Below are 21,033 nucleotides of genomic sequence, written 5' to 3' on the forward strand. Positions count from 1 at the left end.
TCTGAACCTGTTTTTTTTTGGGGGAGTCCCCTCAATTTCAGGAGCATTTCCATTTTTTAATCAAATTTTCATTTTCGATTTAAGTATAAAGGAAATGGAAAAAAAATAAAAATAAAAGCAAATAACTCCCACACTTCATTTTACCATAAAAGCGCTTTCATTCGTTGTTTTTATTGATTTTTTATTAAAAAACATTTTAGCTGTTTCCCGATGAAAAACAGGTTTAATTGTATATATCCTATCATTGCAAATTGTAATAAAAACATCATCAATCAAAATAATTAAACGAATATAACAAAACTGAAAATTAGAATTCAATAATACATTTTTTTGTTTATCCATAAGATTCATTGACTGCTCTTATCCCCAAAAGATGAACAGCTTTTGATTGGGAAAATTGGCTATTTTCGAAAAACTTGAATAAACAGCCATAGGAGTTCTCAAAAAAACGATAGAATAATCGGGTTTCCGACTAAACTATCGTTTTCCTAACATATCATTTGTTCCAGGTTAAAATCAATTTCATTTAAAGTTTCGATAATCTGACCAATACATTTTGTTATCAACAGTAAATTGATAGTACGTATTATTCGATTGAGTCTTTACTCTTCTTGAAATCTGGACTGTTCGACCAGCAAATTCTTTAGTACTTCCCAATGTTTTATAGGTTAATGCGTTGTATGGGTTATTTCCATACTCGTCATATTGTGATGGTGTCACAACCAACTTAACATTGTATACTACATCTTCAACCGTTTTATCCAAATTTTCAAAATTGCGATGATCCGCCCAATACTGCTTTCCATTTAAAGTGAATTGATACAGCGTGTTATTACCTGACGTTTTAGCAACCTTGTGTATTGGTACATTTCTTCCAACGAAACCGCTCAAACTTCCTAATAAAGTATATCCTGCTGTATTATATGGAACATTGCCATATTCATTGTATGGAGAACTGATGATTCGCCAGGTTCTGCTTGTGGTCGTTTCACTACTTATAGTATCTCTTAATGACAGATTTCGACAATCTGTCCAATAGTCTTTTCCATCAATTCTAAATTTGTAATAGGTTCCACCATTCTTGGCTTTTACTAAATTCAAAACAGTTACTTCTCTACCTGAAAATGATTTAGTGCTACCTAATGTCCTGTAATCCAATTCATTATATGAATTACTTCCATACTCGTCATATTGTGATGGAGTTACCTTTGCAGCCCTATTCATAGCAGTATTAGAAATAGTATTATCTACTGCTGAGAAATTCCGATAATCCGCCCAATAGCTATTCCCATCAATCTTAAATTGATATAGTTTGTTATTAGCAGAAGTAACAGCTACTTGTGTAATTGTTACAGCTTTATTTACCATTGAGCTTAGGCTTCCTAGTACCTTATATCCTTGTGTCTTATAAGGTGCATTGCCATATTCATTGTAAATACTGCTAATGATTTTCGCACTCCTAGTAATGCCATATTGCGTTTTTATGGTATCATACGTTGCCGGATTTTTAAACGTATTACTTGGTGCATGAAGAATGCATCTAACTGATCTACTCGATGAAAGCCCTGCATAATTACTCCCATTATAACTGTACGTTACTCGCCCATTTGCTGAAGCATTCTGTTCTACAGCATAAATAATCCCTTTGCTTACATCAGTGTAATCAACGACTGACACATGTCCATATGCATTTGTACTAGTGGTATTTTCAATAACTAAATCTCCCGGAACTGGGATATATTTAGAACCTGGGTTGTATCTGGTTAACCCCGGTGATCCTTCCGGAATATACGTTGCTCCCCCATTACCAGCAGCATATACTCTTGGCCAACCAAATTTTGGGTATAGCCTTCCCTGTGGCAATTCAACACATTGATAACGTGTATTGTAATTACCTCCATTTGCATATACGGGAACCCCTTGTCCGCCTAGCCATTGATTTCCCGCAATTAAAACTGCTCCTTCGTTTGCCATTTCATTCTCTCCTTCTATAAAAATAAATAGCGCCATATACTATAAATGACAACTAAGTATAATTATCATCATATAGCTAAGCAAAAACGTCTTTTTGCTTAGTTTCAATTTACTATATAAATCAAGTAATCAAATTCGGAAATAGTTCGCTTTTTTATACTATTTTATTCCAACTACACATCCTTATACTTCTATTTTACAAACCCCGGTATTTGAGAATTATTCATTCTTAACTTTCTGTGCAAGAGCAATTACGAAAATTTTCTTATCTTAATTAGAAATTACATTGCATTTTAAATACAATCATGTTACAGTTATGTTGCAAATATTTCAAAAAAATAATTGGGAGGAAGTAAAAATGAAAAAAATTAAGTTTGTTGGATTGGTTGGTATTTTATCGTTATCTTTATGTGTTACTTCAAAAGCATTTGCAGAAACAGATTCCACTGAGATGGAGAGCAGCTCCGCTCAAACCATTGAAACGTCAACCTCAGAAAGTTCCCTTGAAGAAAGCTCAGCTAGTTCCACAAGTGAGGAACCAGTGCCTGATACTTCAATACCTTTTACCTCAAGCAAAACCGAGAAGTTAGATGCTTCCAGCACCGGCTCTATTACAGAAATAAACCTTTCTTCAGTAATCACTGCCTTTCATGAAAAAGGAGATAAAATCAGCGCTATTGGTTTTCAAGTCGGCATAGAGAATTCATTGAACAAAAAGCTTACAAATTATCGTTTTGAAACTGGGGAAGATTTCATTGCTGATACAGTAGGGATTCATACAACTAAGATATTAGCGGATCTTGATGGAGAAACGACCTATTTAATCACTTGTTCTTACTCCGTACAAAATAACGTTAATACTATCCCGGCGCCAGAGCTCTCTTATGATGCGGAAAATCATGTACTGAATGGAAAGACATTGCCAAATCATAAAATTAATTTCTACAAAGTCGGTTTGGCAAGTGGTGAAGAGTTCAACGAAATTAGTACTGTAGCAGATGAATATGGAAACTTTTCTATCTCGGCAGATAAGTTTGAGCGTGGCCGTTTAATGGCAGCGATAGTTTCTTCCCCGGATGGCCTAGAATTCAGTGATGCGACGCAATTCAAAATTCCATTAGCGGATACAACACAATCTACTACGGAATCAACTGGCAGTTCAGAAGCTCAAACATCAGAGAGCACGACAAATTCTGCTAAACCTAAACCAGCAACTGGGAAGGCGTTGCCTTCGACTGGCGAGGAAAATGATACTACCCTAAAAGCCAGCGGTATGTTAGCATTCCTTGGAGCCTTTAGTATGTTTTTAGTGAAAAAACGGAACGTGAACAAATAAAAATAATATAGCAGAGCAATGATACTTCCGTTTTTAGAAGTATCATTGCTCTGCTATTTGTTTACATTCTTTTTATATCTGTTTGCTAATCAAGTGTTCCTTTATTTCTGTTATTTGGCTCTCTTTTTATACTCGATCAATTGATAGACATCGGGTAATACGCTTTCGCTGGAGATATCGATTTTAAGCGTGGTTAACTTACTACCATTGGGCGGTGTATTGGAAAATAATTGTTTTAGTTCCTCTGCGATATCTAGTTCTAAAACGCCTTGTTTATTTCTTTCATTGAAATGAAGACCGATAGTGAAATGCCCCTCCGCCGGTTCTCCCCAGAATATTGTTTTTTTCTTCCGAGTAGCCTTGGCAAGCCAGCCTCCATCCCTGTAAAAACGCCACTCCAGACTCGCTTCAAAATCTGATAATTTTTCTACTAATGCTTTATAGGCAGAAAAGCTATCTCCTAGGACAATTTTTAAATTTTCATCCGTTGGCTCCACACTCTTATCTTTTTTGAAATCTATCATCCTAAATCAACCTCTCTTTCAGTCGCTTTTTTGATAGGCAGCCAATACTCAAGAAGAGTTCTCTCTTTACCAGCTTTAACATGGACTGAAATATCAGGACCATTGTCATATTCATAGCCGCTTGTTGGCAGCCACTCTGAAATCACGCGCTTCCCTAACTCCTGTGTTTCTTCAATTGTCTTTCCCTCGTATGAAAAAATGGCCCAAGTATAAGCAGCCACTATATACTCCTCCAGAGGCTCTTCTATAGGTGCATCGGTTGCAACCGAAATCAAATACCGCCAATGCTCCGTAGTATCATCTGGTGCCATCACTTCAAGTAAGCCCAACGGCTCTTTTTCCATTACTCTCTCTAAATTCTGAATTGTACCGTTTTCTTCAGCCATTTTCCACATTTGTTCAATCGGCTCATTCATCTCTTCAAAATCACCAAAAAGTGGAATAGAAATACCGGCCACACGAAAGGCTTCTTTTGTCTCAATCCTGAAATCCAGACTTTCTGCTCCTTTTACGACCATTTGAAAGCTAAGAGGTGCATACGATTTAATTGGTACACCGTCTAATTTAACGAGAGAAGGTGCGATTCCATGTACGCTTTGAAATGCACGATTAAATGCAGTAGGTGAGTGGTAGCCGTATTTTAATGCCACATCTATAATTTTCATATCAGCACTTTTTAAATCGGTCACTGCCAAGGTCATTCTTCTGCGCCGAATATATTCTGATAAAGGCGTTCCTGTCATATAAGCAAACATTCTCTGAAAATGATAAGCAGAGCAGCCTGCTACTTTAGCAATATCCTCTGTATTCAACGTTTCTGTAATATGTTGTTCGATATAGAGAATGGCTGCATTCATTTTTTCTATCCAATCCATTTTTATCATCTCCGATACTATTTATATACTCTATTATAAGGCACCGAAAAAATTCCGTCCTCTCCTCTTGCATAATAATTAGAGAGCAGGTATGTCTCCCTGTATAAGAAACATGCCAAATAAAAAATGCTGGAAAGCTTGCTTAGCAGCATTTCCAGCATTTTCTATTTTTTATCTCATAAAAACAGTTCTCACTATTTTGATTTTCCTTATTCCGCCAGATAGCTTAGCGCATACTGAACGTGGTATTCTGTTGCATAGGCTAAACCATCCTCATCGATATCAAACTTTTCATGATGGTGCCCGTACTGAGTTTCCTCATTAGCCAAATTACGGGTACCGACACGGCCATAAACACCAGGAGCTTTACTCAGGAAATCAGCAAAATCATCAGCGCCTAAGCTTTTCGGATGATCCTTGATAACATTTTCTGCACCAACAATATCTGCCGCTACCTCCTGTGCCAATACAGTCGCCTCTTCCTCATTAATCAACGGACCTGCCGCGTCATAAACTGAGAAATGTGAAATCTTGGTACGATGTGCTTCAGCAATTTGATTGGCAATTTCTTCAACCCTTTTTAAAACAAACGCACGCGTCTCATGACTAAACGTCCGAACCGTTCCTTCGATTTCAGCGTGATTGGCGACGATGTTATAGCGTGTCCCTGCTTTAATCACACCAATGCCAACAACAACTGTATCCAAAGGTGAGACTTCTCTTGCAACAATCTTTTGCAGTTCTACGACAATACTGGCTGCTGCCAATGCTGCATCACGACCCACATCAGGTTGTGCTACATGGCTGCTGAAGCCTTCTACTTCAATTTTGAATATATCACAGGAAGCATTCGTTGGTCCTTTTGTCGCAACCAGCTTGCCAACCTCCACACTGGAATCTAAATGAATTCCGAATACACGATCAACATTTTCTACAAACCCGCCATCTACAAACTGGCAAGCTCCGGCACCAATTTCTTCTGCCGGCTGAAAAGCCAATAGGATGGTTCCGACAAAATCCTTGTCGCGATTTTTCAATATTTTGGCAGCCCCTAATAATGCAGCCGCATGACCATCATGTCCACAAGCATGATTCAGTCCCGGATTTTTTGACTGATAGTCTTTCTCAGTTTTATCCTCCAGCTCCAACGCATCAATATCCGCACGTAATAGAATGGTTTTTCCTGGTGCACGTCCTTCAATTGTTGCAAGCACACCCGTTTCTCCAACCTCGACAAAAGGAATAGTTAGTGCTGTTAGTTCCTCTTTAATCCTTTTGATTGTTTGAAATTCCTTTAAGCTTGCTTCAGGATATTGATGAAAGTGTCTGCGTAACGCGATGACTTCTTCCTTTCCTGCTAATACTTCATCTCTGATTGATTTTTCAACGGCTATACTCATGGCTGATTCCTCCTAATTTTTGATTATTTACGTCCAAATGTTTCCCATGCCGGAACACTTGAACCTTTTGATGTTTCTTCAATTACTTTTTTCGTATCTTCTTGCTGGTAAGCATCGACAATTTTTTGATAAAGCTCATTCTCTTCATCTTCTTTTCTTGCAACAATGATGTTCACATACGGCTTCGATTTTTCATCGACAGGCTCTAGATAGATGGCATCCTCTGTTGGTACAAAGCCTGCATCGACAGCCATTCCGCTATTGATAACTGAAGCATCGACATCCTGTAACGCTCGTGCCGTTTGAGCAGCATCCAGCTCTGTGATTTTCAAATTCAATTTATTTTCTGTAATGTCGTTGACAGTTGGTGTCTGCTGTTTTGCAGGATCAACTTCAATCAAACCGGCACTTTGAAGCAGCAGCAAGGCTCTCCCACCATTGGTTGTATCATTTGGAATCGCAATTTCTGCCCCCTCCTTAAGCTCTTTGACATCCTTAATTTTTTCGGAATAGATACCTAATGGCGCACTGACTGTATTCCCGATAGAAACTAGCTCGGTCTTATGCTCCGTATTGTAATTATCTAAAAAGATTTGATGCTGAAATGAATTCAAATCTATTTCTTTTTCTGCTAATGCAGCGTTTGGTTGCGTGTAATCTGAAAACTCAATGATTTCCAAGTCGATATCTTCTGATTTCAGACGATCCTTCACGGATTCCCAAACCTCATTATTCGCACCGACAACACCTAATTTAACCTTCTCTGTTTTGTCACTTTTGGCACTCCCTGAAGAACAACCTGCCAATACCAATCCTGCTAATGCTGCTACTGCTAAAATTTTTACTGTCTTTTTCATCCTATTTCCTCTTTTCTCAAATTAATGTGATGTACGCTTGATTAATTGATTACTAATGAACTGGCTCAAAAATACCAGAACTAAAATAATTGCTGTTGCGGCTATTGTGACATCCGTTTGGAATCGATTATAGCCTCTTGTAATTGCCAAATTTCCCAATCCGCCGGCACCAATTGCTCCGGCCATTGCCGTCAGGCCAATCAAATTGATAACAGTGACTGCCGAAACTCGAATAATACTAGGTAACCCCTCAATGAGATACACCCTGAAAATAATTCCTAAAGGACTTGTGCCCATTGCCTCTGCTGCTTCGATAATGCCCTGATCCACTTCCAGCAGTGCATTCTCAATCTGTCTGGCAAAAAATGGAGTAACACCAACAATCAATGGCACTAGAGCAGCTGTTGTCCCAATCGTCGTTCCCGCCAAAAATCGTGTAATTGGTTGAATCAACGCTAACATAATGATAAAAGGAATCGAACGGCACACATTGATGATTTTTTCTAAGACACTATAAACCGCCTGATTCGCGAAAATCCCTCTTGGTGCGGTTGTCACCAGAATGACACCTAAGAGAATACCCAATATCCCTGCACCCAGTGCCGTCCAGAAAACCATATAAAGAGTTTCCAACGTGCTATCAATAAATTCCTGTTTTAGTTGAATCACATTTGGAAAATTTGTTTCTAAAAAATTTTTCATTCTTGCTTCTTCCCTTCCACTTCCATCTATTTTTCATCTATAGATACATTCATCCTTTTAAATCACATGAAGTGCCCGTTCTTTTTTACTATCAAGCACCTGCTTCAAGATTGTGACCTTCACCTTCTGTTCAAGTAAATACGTTCTGGCTTTCTCCCGTTGCTTTTCTTCTCCGGAAAGAACCACAATCAATCGTCCAATCGGCACTTGCTGAACAATCTCGACATTTCCGTATAGAATATTTGTCACAACATGGTACTTACTAAACAGCTGTGCAATTAGCGGTTCACTTGTTTGTTCTCCCACATAAGACAGCTCCACCAGCTCCTCGTGCTCCGTTAGATTGGTTAATGTCGGATGCTCAAGAATGGTTTCCAATGCTTGGTCAATATGAGCGGCTGTCCGAATAAAGTCTTTCGTCAATTCCTGTTTAGGATTACTGAACACAGCAACAATATCGTTCTCTTCAATCACTTTTCCGTCCTCCATGACAGCCACACGATTGCAGACCTCTTTCACTACCTGCATCTCATGTGTGATTAGAACAATCGTCAACCCTAAGTCTCGGTTAAGTCTTTTCAAGAGATCCAATATTTGATTGGTCGTCTTCGGGTCTAATGCACTGGTCGCCTCGTCACATAGCAGAATTTCCGGATCATTTGCCAAGGCTCTGGCGATTGCAACACGCTGCTTTTGACCACCGGATAGCTGGCTGGGATAGGCTTCCTGTTTTTCCTCCAGCCCAACCAGCTGCAGCAGCTTTTCAATCTTTCCCTTTCGTTCTTCTTTTTTTATTCCCGAATATTTCAGGGAAAAATCGACATTATCATAAACGGTCCGCTCATTCATCAAATTGAAGTGCTGGAAAATCATCCCAATTTTCTTCCGTTGCTCTCTCAGCTGCTTGGCTGAAAAGGTTAACAGCTTTTCCTTATTAATGATTACTTCGCCGGCACTAGGTCGCTGTAAAAGGTTGATTACTCGAACCAAAGTACTCTTTCCGGCGCCGGAATATCCAACAATTCCAAACACATCGCCTTTTTCAATAGTCAACGATACATCTTTGACTGCATCGATTTTTTTCTGTTTTTCCTGAAATGTTACACTTACATTTTTTAATTCAATCACTTCGCTCCACCTCACAATTTATTCAAGAGTCTGTCTTTGACAGGACTCACAGTTACTTGCTTCTCACCTCTTTACAAAAAAGAAAAAGGCATCCTCAAATGCACAAAAATTTGTACACTTGAGGACGCCTTCTGCGTGTTACCACCTCATTTTGGTATTCACTCGCGCAAATACCCTCATCGAGTACGGCAGTAGTCTTCTGCTTATACTCTAGCACTATAACGGGTGCCCCCGTCGCTGCCTTATGGATTTCCCACTCGGAGCGCTGCTCAATGGCCATTTTCCATACGTTGTTCATCACCTGCTCTCAGCATTCACAGGCTCTCTGTTGGATGATTCTCCATATGTACTTTCCATCTCCATGCTTTATCTATTCGTTCGTTCAATCTGATTCAGGCAAACAAAAAGCCCTTCTACTGAATTATCAGTAAAAGGGCGAAATTATCGCGGTACCACCTTTTTTAAGCAAACAGTGTCTGCTTCTCTCATCTCAAGTCATTTTCTAACTTGCTGCATTGATAACGGGTGCTGCCCGAAGCTGCTTACCTATCAACAGCTTTTTCTCAGAGACCATCTTCAGCTCTTCTACCTTATCTCCTTTCACCAAATGGAGACTCTCTAAAAAGATAAACCAAACTTACTCTTCTCTTCAACGAATGTTTTATTAAGTGTTGATTAGCATATTATAGGAATAATTATAGATTGTCAATTACTTTTATAAAAAAATTTTATTTTATGGGCTTTCCCTATTTCTTAAATGAAAAACCTTCCCTGTAAATCTACAAACAAATTTAGCAAAATCCACTCAAAAAAAAAGAAAGCCCCCATGATATTTTAATGTTATAAAAAAAAGTGTGTGTTAAACTTATTTTCACTTGTCAACTTGTATAATTAGTCTTTAATCAAGAAATAAAAAGAGTACAGAGATATATTGATAAATAAAAAACGTTATTTTATTTCACACACCACTACTGATTTTATAGTCAGAAAAAGGAATGATTCCCATTCACTCTTTACTATTGCAATTAGTTACTGAAAAAAAAATCCAGCGACAGCTGAATATTTTAGCTACTTTAAAAAAATCGTATTATCCGATTTCCATTGAGGAGTTGGCTGAACAGTTTCAGGTCAGCAGTAAAACCATTCGTCAGGATATCGATCAGCTGCTTACCTTCGCACCAACGGGGCAACGTCTTGTTGAAGAAACAAATAGCGGCATTCTTTTACAGCCCGTTGATTCATCTGTTGTCGATCAGATGTTCTGTCATTTATCCTCCGATGTATTGAGCTTCAAACTATTGGACCTGTTGTTTGTTCAAAAGGCTCTTACATTAGATGTGTTAGAAGATATCTGCTTTGTATCGGAAGCAACATTGAAACGACATGTGCTGAAGCTGCGGAAAATCTTAAAAAAATATTCTCTATCGCTCACGTTATCTCCTGTTCAGCTGATAGGCAAGGAAGAAAACATTCGCTATTTCTATTTTCAGTATTTCCATGATTCAGAAAATATCAGAGATACCTATCAGCCGGAAGCTTCCCATCAGGAATCTGTTGCGTATCTTTCTCTTTGTCTGGAAGAAAAATTGAAGTTGAAAATCCTGTTGGATCATAAACGACTGGCCTTCTGGCAAATGGTTCAAAAGCTGCGCTTCAAAAATGGCTTTTATTACGAAGGCAGCGACATTCATGCTGAAGAGATTTTTTTCCCAAAAAAATATAAGCTCTTTAAAATGATTTATTTGGATATTCAAAAACGCTTTTACCCTGAAATTATCGGCTTCTCCGAAAATGAAATGATTTTTTCTTACGCTGCCAGCTTAGACTGTATTGTCTATAAGGATTATTTATTTGGAGAACCGGATTTTTCATTCAAAGACCCTACATTGCAAAAAACGCTTTACAAGCTTTCCATTGAAATTTCTCAGCATTTCAATACTGAAATCCACGAGGTGCCGGATTTTTTCAAAGCATTACAGAATTATTTTGCCGTCCATTTCTTTTTGAATCGGATTACGCCATTATTCAAAAAAAATGACAGTCATATCGTGCAGTTTATTCGCCAAGAGCATCCTGCTACTTTTAGTAAATGGCTTTGCTTGCTAAGTTCTTCTTCAGCCTTTCAGCCATTGAAAGTTGAGCATATTGATGATATTTGCGCGAACTTAACTATCTACACGGTTATTTACCTATACCAAGAAAAAACAGAGCAGAAAAAAGTGCTGTTTGCTCTGAACGGAGACAATGTATTTTTGGATTATCTCCTCCTTGTTATCAATAAAACCTTTTCCGGTATACATATGCAGTTCCTTTTAAACAAAGCAATAGAGCTGGATTTTCTTAAAAGGAACCAAATTGATGTCGTCATCAGTAACTACCCATCATACATAGCAGCATCGGCACAAAAGCTTACACAATATGAACTGGCCCCTGTTCCTACGATGGAGGATTGGCAAAATGTCAGACGCTTTCTTACTACCATTCTTTCTAAGGATGAATTTGAATAGACAGATTCAAGTATGCTCCACATCAGGTCATTTTTTTCTGATTTTTAGGAAAAAATGACCTATTTTTTTGTTTTAGCTATACGTTATACTCATCTTGTAAGTGTTTCTCATACATATCAGCATAGCTGAAGCAGCTATAATGAAACGATTCGATTGAATCAATATCGAATGCACATAGTAATCGAGCACTTACATTCGTCCAAATAAAATAAACTTTTTCTGTTTTTTTCAGTGGGTTGATAAAAAAAGGAGTTCATCTAAAAACAGGAGAGATGAGAAGTTTATTTTAGATAAATAAAAGGGTTGTTAGATATAGAGATGAACCGCTGAGGAAAAAAAGGAGGTAAGGCACCTTTTCTGCTTCAGCGGTTCATAATCGTTTTTCGTGTAATATCTATAGTTTGCTCTTCTTCAATTTGTCTAATCTGTTCCATTACAGCGCTGGCGTATCAACCTCTGCAGTCTTCAGAAAAGCTCGACAAATAAAGCTGAAAATGAGCAGTAGAAATTATAAATCAGAAATTTTCGTTCCCGCTTCAAAAATCTGTTCCCAGTCAGCGGTAAAATCATCAACAGCCTTTTGAATAGATGGCATGCCAAATGCTTGTTGGATGATATCCGTTCCCATGGTTGCAGCTTGTGCACCATTTTCCAGTGCGGCATTCACCTGTCCAACATTTTTAAAGCTGGCCGCCAATATTTTTGTTGAGCTGTTCGTTCGAGCGATTTCCAATGCCATTTCTTTGATGGCTTCTCGAGGGTCAATATTCAAGTTTTCCATTCGATTAAAATAGGGAGCAATGTAGTCAGCGCCGGCTGCTATTGCCAGATACGCTTGGAACTTCGTATAGATTGCAGTTGCAGTAACATGAAAGCCCTCCTGCTTCAATACCTTGATAACTTTCATCCCCTCTTCACTCACGGGCACTTTAATATATACTTCTTTATCAATAGAGGCAACAATTGCTCTGGCATCTGCCATCATGCCGTCAAAGTCCTGTGCAACGACTTGAACATGAAGCGAACAATCCTTTCCGATAATTTCACGTATCTTTTTCATATGATTAAAGAAATCGATTTTCCCCTCGTTTTTAACAATCGATGGATTAGAGGTCACCCCTGCTAATGGCAAAATACCTGCATATTTCTTTATATCCGTTAAATTTGCTGTATCCAGCATAAATTCCATAATTGACAGCTCCTTCATTTTACTGCATCGATTGCAGCACGTTTATTTATAAAAATCATTCGAAACCAGCCTAGCTCAGCCAGCCTCACTACTCCAAACCATCCACGGAAGCGTTTATTCCCTCTGCTTCAAACAGCTCTTTGATTGCACTAATTTCTCGCTTAGACAAAACTGCCGTATCTTCCATCTCATAGTCCCACCCTAAGTAATCATATTTATTACTGCCATATTGGTGAAACGGCAGTAGATGAACAGATAACACGCCTAGCTGCTTAAGGTATTCTATGATTGACAGTAAATTATCACGACTATCCGTATAGCTTGGAATCAAAGGAATTCGCGGGATCACATCAACAGCCTCAGCTGCCAATGCTGCTTCAAAATTTTCTTTCACTGTCGTGACATCTGCCCCTATCACTCTTTTAGACATATCTTCATCCATGATTTTTAAATCAAAAAGAATTTGATCCAAATGAGGCAGCAGCTTTGACAATCGTTCTATTGGAAAACAGCCTGTTGTCTCGATGGCTGTATGGATGCCTAACTCATGCAGCTCTTCCAACAGCTTTGCTGCAAAATCCGCCTGCATCAATACCTCGCCGCCGGAAAGTGTCACTCCGCCGCCGGAGGTTCTGTAGAATATCTCATCCTTCATCGCTTCATCCACTAAGGTGTCAACATCATACCACTCACCAATTGTTTCTGTCCGCCCATTCTTTTGCCAACTGCTCGGTTGAACGCCTTTTCTCGATTCCGGATTCGAGCACCAAGGACAGGCCAAAGGACAACCCTTTAAGAAAATAATTGTTCGAATACCGCCGCCATCATGAATGGAATAGCGTTGAATATTGAAGACTAAGCCCTTATCCATTATTTTTCGCCTCTTTTCACAGCTCGTGTTCTACCCGAGCAATGATGTCATCTTGAATTTTTTTGTTCAAGTCAACAAAAAATGCACTATAGCCAGCTACACGTACCAACAGCCCAGCATATTTTTCAGGGTTCTTTTGTGCCGCCAGAAGCGTTTCCTTAGATTGAACATTGAATTGCACATGTTGAATTTTCAGCTTAGTGTACGCCATCAGGAAATCGGCAAACTTATTTAATCCTTGACTTCCTTTCAATGTGTTCGGTTGAAACTTCAGGTTCAGCAAGCTGCCATTGACCGTTAAATAATTATCCAGCTTACTCACAGATTTCAATACGGCAGTTGGTCCCAGACGATCACGCCCAACCATTGGAGACAAACCGCCGTCAGCCAGCTGCTCCTGAGCTTTCCTGCCATCTGGTGTTGCCCCGACAGCTTCACCTAATGGAATATGAGCAGATACTGTATATGCCCCTGAAATAAATTGACCACCGCGAATATTGGTGTACTTTTCCAGCTCCTTCGCATAATGGCGGAACAATTTTGCTGCTATTTCATCAATCTCATCATTATCGTTACCGTATTTATCAAAATCCTGAATCACATGCTCTTGCAGCGGTTCGTACTTCCCTTCGTAATTAGCTGCCATTGCATTGACCAACTCAGAAAATGTCAGTTCCTTCGTTTCAAAGACTAGCTTCTTAATAACATACAGTGAGTCACTCAAGTTCGCCTCACCGATTCCTTGTACACCGGAAAAATTATATCTTGCGCCTCCCTCAGTTACATCCTGCCCATTATCCAGACAATCACTGATGAGAACAGATAAAAATGGCGTCGGTGCATAATGACGATGCCCTAAATCCACAATATCCGACCCTTTTGCGACTAGCTCGACATAATAAGAGATGCTTTCCTCAATATCCGCCATCAGCTGTTCATAGGTCAAATCCGCTTTATCCCTCAGCTTGTACATGCTCAGCTCCATGATTCTCAATAAATTAAACAAAGCGATGTCGTGTAACCCATAGGTCCGTCCCGGAATACTAATTTCCACACAACCAACTGTTGCATAGTCCCTTGCATCATCTAATGACACACCCTTGCTTAAAAATCCCGGAATACACACTTCATCATTGAATAGCTGAGGGATACCTGTGCCAAGACGAATCGTTTCACAGGTTTTTAACAGGAACTTCCTTGGAATCAACTCATTCATTCTGACAGATAAATTCGGTTGGGGTAGTAGTATCTCATGGTACAGCTCCAACATAAGATAAGATAACGGATTTACCGAAGCATGCCCGTATTCATTGAGCCCGCCTAAGACAACTGTATAACCTGTAGGAAAACCAGCAAAACACTTGGCACTGCTTTCACTACGCAGCAACACAACATCGTTTGTTTTCACATAAAAGTCGCCCAGCACCTCATAGAGAAAGGCTTCCGAAACACCCTCATCTATTGATTTTTTATAGAAGGGGTACATATACTGATCCATTCTACCTAAAGATAATGACGAAGCATTTGATTCATATTGACCGACAATACTGACCATCCAAAGCAATTGCAGCGCTTCATAGAAAGAGTCTGGTTTCTCTGTACTCAATTTGATACACATATCTGAAATAATCCGAAGCTCTGCAGCACGTGTCTCCTCTTCCGTCTCTGCCATTTGCTTCGCCAGCTCGCTGTACCTTAGAAAATGATTTTTCATTGCAGAGAAAACAATATGTCCGGCTTTAAAAAAGTCATTTTCCGGTTGTTCATTGATTTTTTCATCAAGAATATCAAGATAATATTGAATACCATGACTCAAAATGGCAGGAAAATCCATGATAATATGTCCTTGCCCCTTGTCCGTCTGATTCAATTTGAACACTTCATCCTTTAAAGCCTCATTAATATCATCCGTGATTTGGCCAGTGATGAAATCCTTCATTGAATTTCCTTTCCAATATGGGAACAGCTCCTCACGATAAACCGTCTTATCCGCTTCTGTAAAAACAAATTGATCCTGCGGACGTGAATCAATCGTATCGATTTCCTTCATAATCCAATATGGGTCCATTTCAGGGGAAAGGATACCTGACCTTGGTCTGACTGTTCGATTTCCAATGAGAAGCTCGCCTTCACGAATACTTATTTCTACATGATTCATGATGTGCGCAACAGCTTTGGCACGTCGCAAAATAACCGGGAGTTCGGCTGTTTGCTTATGACTTTCTGTATAGAGAAGCGCTCGCTCTAAAGAAATTTGTCGTTCTTCTTTAAATAAATTGTCCTTCATTCGTTGAATCCGATCATTTCCTGCAGAAACAACATTAATTATATTCTTCTCCTTTTGTATTACACCACTTGCCATTTACACTCACCCTTTCTTTTATTCATTTATAGTATAAGATACATTCGTTTGAATTCCATGTTTTTTATGGATTTAAACTTAAAAAAACAAAATAAATCATCCTCATTCCAAGTTTTCAAACTAATTAATTTGGATTCAAGAAAAAACTAGTGTAAAATAGAGAAGTCAAGTCTGCTTTCAGCTCCTTGAAATCCAGTACTGCTAACCAAACCCAACAGGTTCAAAAATCAAAATACAAAAAGGAAAGGAGTTCCACCCCTTGAAAGCATCTGAAATCAATGCCCGCAGGCAGCAAATCACCGAGCTGCTTTATCAGAACGAAACAGTTAGAGTCACCGATTTGGTAAAGGAATTCAACGTATCCGACGAAACAATCCGAAAAGACCTCACTCACTTAGAACAGGAAGGAATTCTAAAGAAAAAGTACGGCGGTGCTATACTAATCAAGCAAGAAAAATTAGCACCAGTAAGCAATCGAACGCCATTATACTTGGATATCAAAACGCCAATTATCATAAAAGCAGCCGAATACATTCCCGACACACCTTGCAGTATTGGGTTGGATCAAGGAAGTACAGTTGCTCTTTTAGCAGCGAAGCTTCGACACCTTCCTGAAAAACAGCTATTTACCGGCTCGCTTGCCGCTGTGCTTGAGCTGGCAAACAGTGCCCATCAGATATATTGCTTTGGCGGTCGTTACGCAGCAAATGATATGGCTTTTCAAAATGATACGTCTATTGACCTCTATCCAGATATTCAGCTGGACATTTGCTTTTTCGGTTCCAGCGGGGTTCAAGGACGGGGAGGCTTTTGTACCTCCTCTTTAGTTGATGCAGACATAAAAAGAAGGCTAATGAAAAAGTCCACGAAAAAAATTGTATTGCTGGACAGTACAAAATTTACAAAAAGCTCTCTTGTTCAGGTAGCACCTTGGAACGCAGTTGATTTGGTTATCACCAATCAAACACTGCCAGATGACTATAGAGAAATGATTGCCGCAGAAACGACCTTAATCACGGTCTAAATGATTGAATAACAGAGCACAGGTTCGTCGCAGCCTGTGCTCTGTTTTCTTCACCTTGTGCTCTCTTACATAATCGTGATATCCAAATCAAAGTCTTCTTCTAAGCTATCCAGTTTTTCACTATCTCCTACAACTATTTCTTTCTTCAGAAGAACAACAATCGCTGCAGTGACCATTGTTCCAATCAGTGTAGCTGCCAGATACATCAAAGGACTAGATGCCACCGGAGCAACAATCCAGCCGCCCCAAGGAGCTGGATTGCCTGCGCCAAGTGCCATTGCCGCAGCAGAGCCTACTGCTCCGCCAATGATATTGGCAGGAATTACTCGAACAGGATCAGCTGCTGCGAAAGGAATCGCTCCTTCTGAAATGCCAACCATTCCCATGACTAACGCAGCCTTACCTGAATTTTTCTCTTCTACAGTAAACTTTTTAGGAGCAATTATCGTCGCAACTCCCATTGCCAATGGTGGAACACAAATGGCAACACCGATTCCGGCCATAATAGCAAGAGCTGTCTCGCTAGGCACCCCAGTGACCGGATCAAGCGTACCAACCATTGCCGAACCAAAACTGAAGGCCACTTTATTAATAGGTCCACCCATATCGGAAGCAATCATCGCTCCGAGAACCAACCCAAGAATAATCAAATTACCGGTTCCCATTGACTCAAGCCAGCTGGTCATACCTTCCATTGCTGCAGCGATTGGCTGACCAACAACCCAGTACATCAAGCCTCCGACAATCATTGTCCCAAGTAGCGGAATCACAAATATCGGCATAAGAGAACGAAGGGACGAAGACAGCTTAATTTTCTTCAAATAAGTAACGACAATTCCCGCCAAGATTCCGGAAAGAATCCCACCGATAAAGCCTGCGCCAATGTTACTGGCAATCATCCCGCCGATAATCCCCGGTGCTAACCCTGGACGATCAGCCATAGAAAAGGCAATATAGCCGGAAAGAATCGGTACCATCAAACCAAGACCGGTAATCCCTATATTCGCAATATCCGCCAGAACTCCCTCACTGGGAACCGAGGCATTTCCTGATAAAAGTACACTGACCGCCAGCATGATGCCTCCGGCAACAACAAAGGGAATCATATAGGAAACACCGGTCATCATATGTTTTCGAGTATCCTTCAGTAACGAAACAAGTTCATTCATTTTTTTCTCCCTCTTTCTTAGCCTAGTTTTTCTTGCAGTTTTTTGATGATTGCATCCGACTTATTGATACAGTCTCCGGCGCTGACACGCACAACTGGTTTTCCTTTAAATCGCTCTTCGTTCTTAATTCCAATATTATTTGTCAAGATTACAGCAGCTGCTTCTGCCACCTGCTCTGCGGTAATCTCGTTTTCAATTCCAATGGAGCCTTGTGTTTCTACATGAATAGCTACCCCATTGTTTTTGGCGGCAACAGCCAAGCTTTCTGCTGCTAAATAAGTATGTGCTACTCCGGATGGACATGCGGTTACTGCGACTAATTTCATCATTTTCTCTCCTTCTTTCTATTGTTTTGCTTTACTTTATACTTACTGTTTTATTGAACACTTTTTAAGCTTCCACTGGATTAACAATTGCTTCCAGACTTTCATTAATCAATGCCACAATCTCTTCCTTGTCACCTGCCGTTATCAGCTTTTCTCTAAACTCATCATGAATCAGCTTTCGAGATAAGCCTGCAATGATTCGTAAATGCTGATCCCCTTTACATTCCTCCGGTACAGCTAGTAGAAAAACGATTGAGACAGGCTGCTCATCTAAGCTATTCCACTCGACACTTGTTTTTAGCCGACCAAAGGCAACCGTTGTTTCTTTGACATGGACACTCTTTCCATGAGGAATTGCGATACCAAAGCCAATTCCTGTTGATGTCAATTCTTCCCGTTCCATCACGCTATCCATATACCCGGAAAAATCCTTCAAGCGATTTTCCTGCTCTATTTTCTTTGCCAATTGTTGAATGACTGCATCTCTCGATAGACCCTCTACGGTCAAATCAACTAATGCTGTATTGATTACCTGCACCATTTTCTTTCCTTCCTTCCATCAAATGTGTTCTCATATTTTCTAAAAAGAACATCACTTTTTCCTTTGTTGCCACAATCTGGTAGATTTCTGAAAGAATCCCACGAATATGTCTACGATCCTTTTCAGCAATGCAAATTAAAATGATTGTGTTTACTTTATAGTTATCCCAGATAATTTCCTTGTCCAAAGCCAACACACAAATTCTTGACTGTCGAACATTTTTCGGCGATGCGTGGGGAATTGCTACGCCTGTTTCCAGTGAGGTGGCGCCCATCTTTTCACGCTCAAATACATCTCTGCGAAAATCTGGTGTCACATCTCCGTTTCTTTCTAAGTAATCAATCAAAAATGTTAAACACTCACCCTTATCCGAAAAGCATTGATCCATAAACACATACTCTTGATATAAAATATCCGCTAGATAAGTTGAAGCCTCCTCTATTCTCTCATTGCCGGAATCCGGCTCTTCTAAAAATACTTCTGAATAGAGCGTTGAAATATTTTTCATATCCTCGGAGCTGATTAATGGAGAAACATGAACCACCGGCTTCTCTATTTGCCCCAGCTCTATGGAGGAAATCACGAAATCAACTTTCGACAAATCATTCTTTTTCAGCTGACGAATCGTCGTAACTTCAAGTGAATCTTTTTGCGGCAATATTCTTCTTACTTTATTAAGAATCAGCTCTGAGGTACCAATTCCTGTCGGGCAAACAATCAGTATCCGTTTACCAAAATCCATTTTTTCAAGGACTACTTGAAAATATACAGCCAGAAAGGAAACCTCATCCTCATTAAAGGTTAGCTGAAGCTGATTTTCAATATCCGCCAACGCATAGCAAACCGAGTTGAAGGTCAAGGTGTATTGGCGCTTAATTTCCTCCAATAGAGGATTATTAATTGTAATACCTGATTGAAGACGATAAATCATCGGAATAAAATGGACGGTTAATCGTGACCGTAATGTCTGATCCTTGGTAAAATCGATTTCAAACATCTCACTCATATTCTTGATTAACTGATCAATAATTTTCTCCAGCTCTATATCAGTTTGATTGCTTGCGTCTTTTACCTTCAAGCCTTGAGATATTAATAGATTATTTAGCGCTTCAACCTCTGCCTTTCCGTAACGCAACGACGGAACAAGCGCTGATGCCTCCTGTAAAACAGCACTGGAAAGATAATAACTTTCTATTGACTGAATTTGTTCAAAAAGAAAATCACTTTCTCCCTCTAAGAAATGGCCTTTAGATAGTCTGTATAGATAAATCAATAGGTTTAATGTGGCTGATTTCACATATTGAGGCGGCAGCGTAAATTCTTCACTGTATTGAATTTCTGCAATTTTTTGAAAGACATAATAGGTCAGCTCTTCTCCAAACAAACGACTATAAACTTCAGGACCTCTCTTTTCAAAACGCTCGATTTCCACAAGTTTATTTCCCTCTAACAGCTGCTCTGAGAATAGAAACAAGCTTTTTCGAATCCCTTCTTCATCGTCCGATATTCTTGTTCCACGTTTTGTGCTGGAAAGCTTGATTTGATACTTCTGTTGAAGCTTTTCCAAGTCCTTCTTGATAGACGTGGAACTAACATAATACTTATCCATCAGACCTTGATAGGTAATTGTTTCCTCCCTTAGCAACAGTGCTTCTGCAATTTCTTGTTGTCGCCCTTCCATAGAAAGCTGCTGCTCCTGATCTCCTTCACAAATCACCAAGTTTCTGATGCTTTCGACAGCTCCGGTCAGTCGTATGCCCTCGCTTCGTTTCTTTTCAATGGATATCGGCAGCTCATGCCTTTCCAGCCATTGACTGATTGCCTTCATGTCATCATAGACTGTTCGAATTGATCGATTGACCTTCGAAGATAATTCCTCCACCGTAACATAGCCTGATGACCAAGCTAAGATAGTAACAATTTTCTTTTGTCTTTCAATTAGCTGCTCCATTTCACTCCCTCCTTGTAAACGTTTTATCTAAACAAAATATAGCACAGCTTTTTTCTGTCATATAACACATCCTCTTGCACACTTCTTTCTGCAAAAAAAGATATTGCGCATTTTTTCACAATAGCTACACTTCGGTCAGCGGACGATTTATTCTTTGTCACACAGCGCAATCCCTTACTATTCCATCATAAGCACCCCTAAGTAATCCTTCAATATCAGAAAAATTCTATTTTCTTTGTACCGTCAGAACCCTCGCTCCAACTAGTTTTTTGAGCGTCTCTGTTCTACTAAAAAAGC

Annotated in this window: 17 protein-coding genes and 2 other annotated features; of the genes, 3 read left to right on the forward strand and 14 right to left on the reverse strand. The window is 39.6% G+C overall.

Annotated features, from left to right (window positions below; translation table 11 throughout):
• Positions 1-522: 522 nt before the first annotated feature.
• Positions 523-1,974, reverse strand: a complete 1,452-nt coding sequence (locus IW510_RS14905; protein WP_202060987.1) for a GW dipeptide domain-containing protein — start codon at positions 1,972-1,974, stop codon at positions 523-525.
• Between the two features lie 358 nt (positions 1,975-2,332).
• On the opposite strand from IW510_RS14905, the gene IW510_RS14910 reads away from it, so the two are divergent.
• On the forward strand, positions 2,333-3,310 hold the full coding sequence (locus tag IW510_RS14910) for an LPXTG cell wall anchor domain-containing protein (RefSeq protein ID WP_202060988.1): 978 nt from the start codon (positions 2,333-2,335) through the stop codon (positions 3,308-3,310).
• Positions 3,311-3,420: 110 nt separating this feature from the next.
• On the opposite strand, the gene IW510_RS14915 is transcribed toward IW510_RS14910, so the two are convergent.
• The 6 genes from IW510_RS14915 to IW510_RS14940 form a co-directional block, all read right to left on the reverse strand.
• The gene (locus tag IW510_RS14915; protein ID WP_202060989.1) at positions 3,421-3,834 is read right to left on the reverse strand and encodes a DUF3788 family protein; all 414 of its coding nucleotides are present in this window, start codon (positions 3,832-3,834) and stop codon (positions 3,421-3,423) included.
• A complete protein-coding gene (locus IW510_RS14920) occupies positions 3,831-4,709 on the reverse strand; it encodes an AraC family transcriptional regulator (RefSeq protein WP_202060990.1) in 879 nt (292 codons plus the stop codon). Before IW510_RS14920 ends, IW510_RS14915 begins: the two co-directional genes overlap by 4 nt.
• 209 nt (positions 4,710-4,918) lie before the next feature.
• Positions 4,919-6,109, reverse strand: coding sequence for an amidohydrolase (locus IW510_RS14925; protein WP_202060992.1), 1,191 nt, complete (start codon positions 6,107-6,109; stop codon positions 4,919-4,921).
• A gap of 23 nt (positions 6,110-6,132) precedes the next feature.
• Positions 6,133-6,966: a MetQ/NlpA family ABC transporter substrate-binding protein gene (locus IW510_RS14930; protein ID WP_202060994.1), complete on the reverse strand. Its 834-nt coding sequence runs from the start codon at positions 6,964-6,966 to the stop codon at positions 6,133-6,135.
• 21 nt (positions 6,967-6,987) lie between these two features.
• The gene (locus IW510_RS14935) at positions 6,988-7,668 is read right to left on the reverse strand and encodes a methionine ABC transporter permease (RefSeq protein WP_202060996.1); all 681 of its coding nucleotides are present in this window, start codon (positions 7,666-7,668) and stop codon (positions 6,988-6,990) included.
• Between the two features lie 57 nt (positions 7,669-7,725).
• Positions 7,726-8,796, reverse strand: a complete 1,071-nt coding sequence (locus IW510_RS14940; protein WP_202060998.1) for a methionine ABC transporter ATP-binding protein — start codon at positions 8,794-8,796, stop codon at positions 7,726-7,728.
• Positions 8,797-8,913: 117 nt separating this feature from the next.
• Positions 8,914-9,167, reverse strand: a binding site (T-box leader).
• Between the two features lie 57 nt (positions 9,168-9,224).
• Positions 9,225-9,458, reverse strand: a binding site (T-box leader).
• Between the two features lie 333 nt (positions 9,459-9,791).
• Here IW510_RS14940 and IW510_RS14945 point away from each other — a divergent pair.
• Positions 9,792-11,303, forward strand: a complete 1,512-nt coding sequence (locus tag IW510_RS14945) for a helix-turn-helix domain-containing protein (protein WP_202061000.1) — start codon at positions 9,792-9,794, stop codon at positions 11,301-11,303.
• Positions 11,304-11,811: 508 nt separating this feature from the next.
• Here the strand turns inward: IW510_RS14945 and IW510_RS14950 are convergent.
• The 3 genes from IW510_RS14950 to IW510_RS14960 all read right to left on the reverse strand — a co-directional run bounded on the left by IW510_RS14950 (position 11,812) and on the right by IW510_RS14960 (position 15,725).
• On the reverse strand, positions 11,812-12,492 hold the full coding sequence (locus tag IW510_RS14950; protein WP_202061002.1) for a fructose-6-phosphate aldolase: 681 nt from the start codon (positions 12,490-12,492) through the stop codon (positions 11,812-11,814).
• 88 nt (positions 12,493-12,580) lie between these two features.
• The gene (locus IW510_RS14955) at positions 12,581-13,363 is read right to left on the reverse strand and encodes a glycyl-radical enzyme activating protein (RefSeq protein ID WP_202061005.1); all 783 of its coding nucleotides are present in this window, start codon (positions 13,361-13,363) and stop codon (positions 12,581-12,583) included.
• Positions 13,364-13,379: 16 nt separating this feature from the next.
• A complete protein-coding gene (locus IW510_RS14960; protein ID WP_202061007.1) occupies positions 13,380-15,725 on the reverse strand; it encodes a formate C-acetyltransferase in 2,346 nt (781 codons plus the stop codon).
• Positions 15,726-15,984: 259 nt separating this feature from the next.
• Between IW510_RS14960 and IW510_RS14965 the strand changes: the two genes are divergently transcribed.
• Entirely contained in the window at positions 15,985-16,749 is a 765-nt protein-coding gene (locus IW510_RS14965; protein WP_202061009.1) for a DeoR/GlpR family DNA-binding transcription regulator, read from the forward strand.
• A gap of 65 nt (positions 16,750-16,814) precedes the next feature.
• On the opposite strand, the gene IW510_RS14970 is transcribed toward IW510_RS14965, so the two are convergent.
• The 4 genes from IW510_RS14970 to IW510_RS14985 all read right to left on the reverse strand — a co-directional run bounded on the left by IW510_RS14970 (position 16,815) and on the right by IW510_RS14985 (position 20,736).
• Positions 16,815-17,918: a PTS fructose transporter subunit EIIC gene (locus IW510_RS14970; protein ID WP_202061011.1), complete on the reverse strand. Its 1,104-nt coding sequence runs from the start codon at positions 17,916-17,918 to the stop codon at positions 16,815-16,817.
• Between the two features lie 17 nt (positions 17,919-17,935).
• Positions 17,936-18,244 carry a PTS fructose-like transporter subunit IIB gene (locus tag IW510_RS14975; protein WP_202061057.1) on the reverse strand — a complete coding sequence of 103 codons (309 nt, stop codon included), beginning with the start codon at positions 18,242-18,244 and terminating at the stop codon, positions 17,936-17,938.
• A gap of 64 nt (positions 18,245-18,308) precedes the next feature.
• Positions 18,309-18,785, reverse strand: coding sequence for a PTS sugar transporter subunit IIA (locus IW510_RS14980; RefSeq protein WP_202061012.1), 477 nt, complete (start codon positions 18,783-18,785; stop codon positions 18,309-18,311).
• Positions 18,754-20,736 carry a BglG family transcription antiterminator gene (locus IW510_RS14985; RefSeq protein WP_202061014.1) on the reverse strand — a complete coding sequence of 661 codons (1,983 nt, stop codon included), beginning with the start codon at positions 20,734-20,736 and terminating at the stop codon, positions 18,754-18,756. The genes IW510_RS14980 and IW510_RS14985 overlap by 32 nt, the downstream gene beginning before the upstream one ends.
• Between the last annotated feature and the right edge of the window lie 297 nt (positions 20,737-21,033).

This window comes from Enterococcus sp. BWR-S5 (assembly GCF_016745255.1).
GTDB lineage: Bacteria > Bacillota > Bacilli > Lactobacillales > Enterococcaceae > Enterococcus_L.

What these genes read in the sequence shown, in the direction of transcription:
- IW510_RS14905 (WP_202060987.1), bottom strand. Translation starts at nt 1,974, where the DNA reads ATGGCAAACGAAGGAGCAGTTTTAATTGCGGGAAATCAATGGCTAGGC.
- IW510_RS14910 (WP_202060988.1), top strand. Translation starts at nt 2,333, where the DNA reads ATGAAAAAAATTAAGTTTGTTGGATTGGTTGGTATTTTATCGTTATCT.
- IW510_RS14915 (WP_202060989.1), bottom strand. Translation starts at nt 3,834, where the DNA reads ATGATAGATTTCAAAAAAGATAAGAGTGTGGAGCCAACGGATGAAAAT.
- IW510_RS14920 (WP_202060990.1), bottom strand. Translation starts at nt 4,709, where the DNA reads ATGGATTGGATAGAAAAAATGAATGCAGCCATTCTCTATATCGAACAA.
- IW510_RS14925 (WP_202060992.1), bottom strand. Translation starts at nt 6,109, where the DNA reads ATGAGTATAGCCGTTGAAAAATCAATCAGAGATGAAGTATTAGCAGGA.
- IW510_RS14930 (WP_202060994.1), bottom strand. Translation starts at nt 6,966, where the DNA reads ATGAAAAAGACAGTAAAAATTTTAGCAGTAGCAGCATTAGCAGGATTG.
- IW510_RS14935 (WP_202060996.1), bottom strand. Translation starts at nt 7,668, where the DNA reads ATGAAAAATTTTTTAGAAACAAATTTTCCAAATGTGATTCAACTAAAA.
- IW510_RS14945 (WP_202061000.1), top strand. Translation starts at nt 9,792, where the DNA reads ATGATTCCCATTCACTCTTTACTATTGCAATTAGTTACTGAAAAAAAA.
- IW510_RS14950 (WP_202061002.1), bottom strand. Translation starts at nt 12,492, where the DNA reads ATGGAATTTATGCTGGATACAGCAAATTTAACGGATATAAAGAAATAT.
- IW510_RS14955 (WP_202061005.1), bottom strand. Translation starts at nt 13,363, where the DNA reads ATGGATAAGGGCTTAGTCTTCAATATTCAACGCTATTCCATTCATGAT.
- IW510_RS14960 (WP_202061007.1), bottom strand. Translation starts at nt 15,725, where the DNA reads ATGGCAAGTGGTGTAATACAAAAGGAGAAGAATATAATTAATGTTGTT.
- IW510_RS14970 (WP_202061011.1), bottom strand. Translation starts at nt 17,918, where the DNA reads ATGAATGAACTTGTTTCGTTACTGAAGGATACTCGAAAACATATGATG.
- IW510_RS14975 (WP_202061057.1), bottom strand. Translation starts at nt 18,244, where the DNA reads ATGAAATTAGTCGCAGTAACCGCATGTCCATCCGGAGTAGCACATACT.
- IW510_RS14980 (WP_202061012.1), bottom strand. Translation starts at nt 18,785, where the DNA reads ATGGTGCAGGTAATCAATACAGCATTAGTTGATTTGACCGTAGAGGGT.
- IW510_RS14985 (WP_202061014.1), bottom strand. Translation starts at nt 20,736, where the DNA reads ATGGAGCAGCTAATTGAAAGACAAAAGAAAATTGTTACTATCTTAGCT.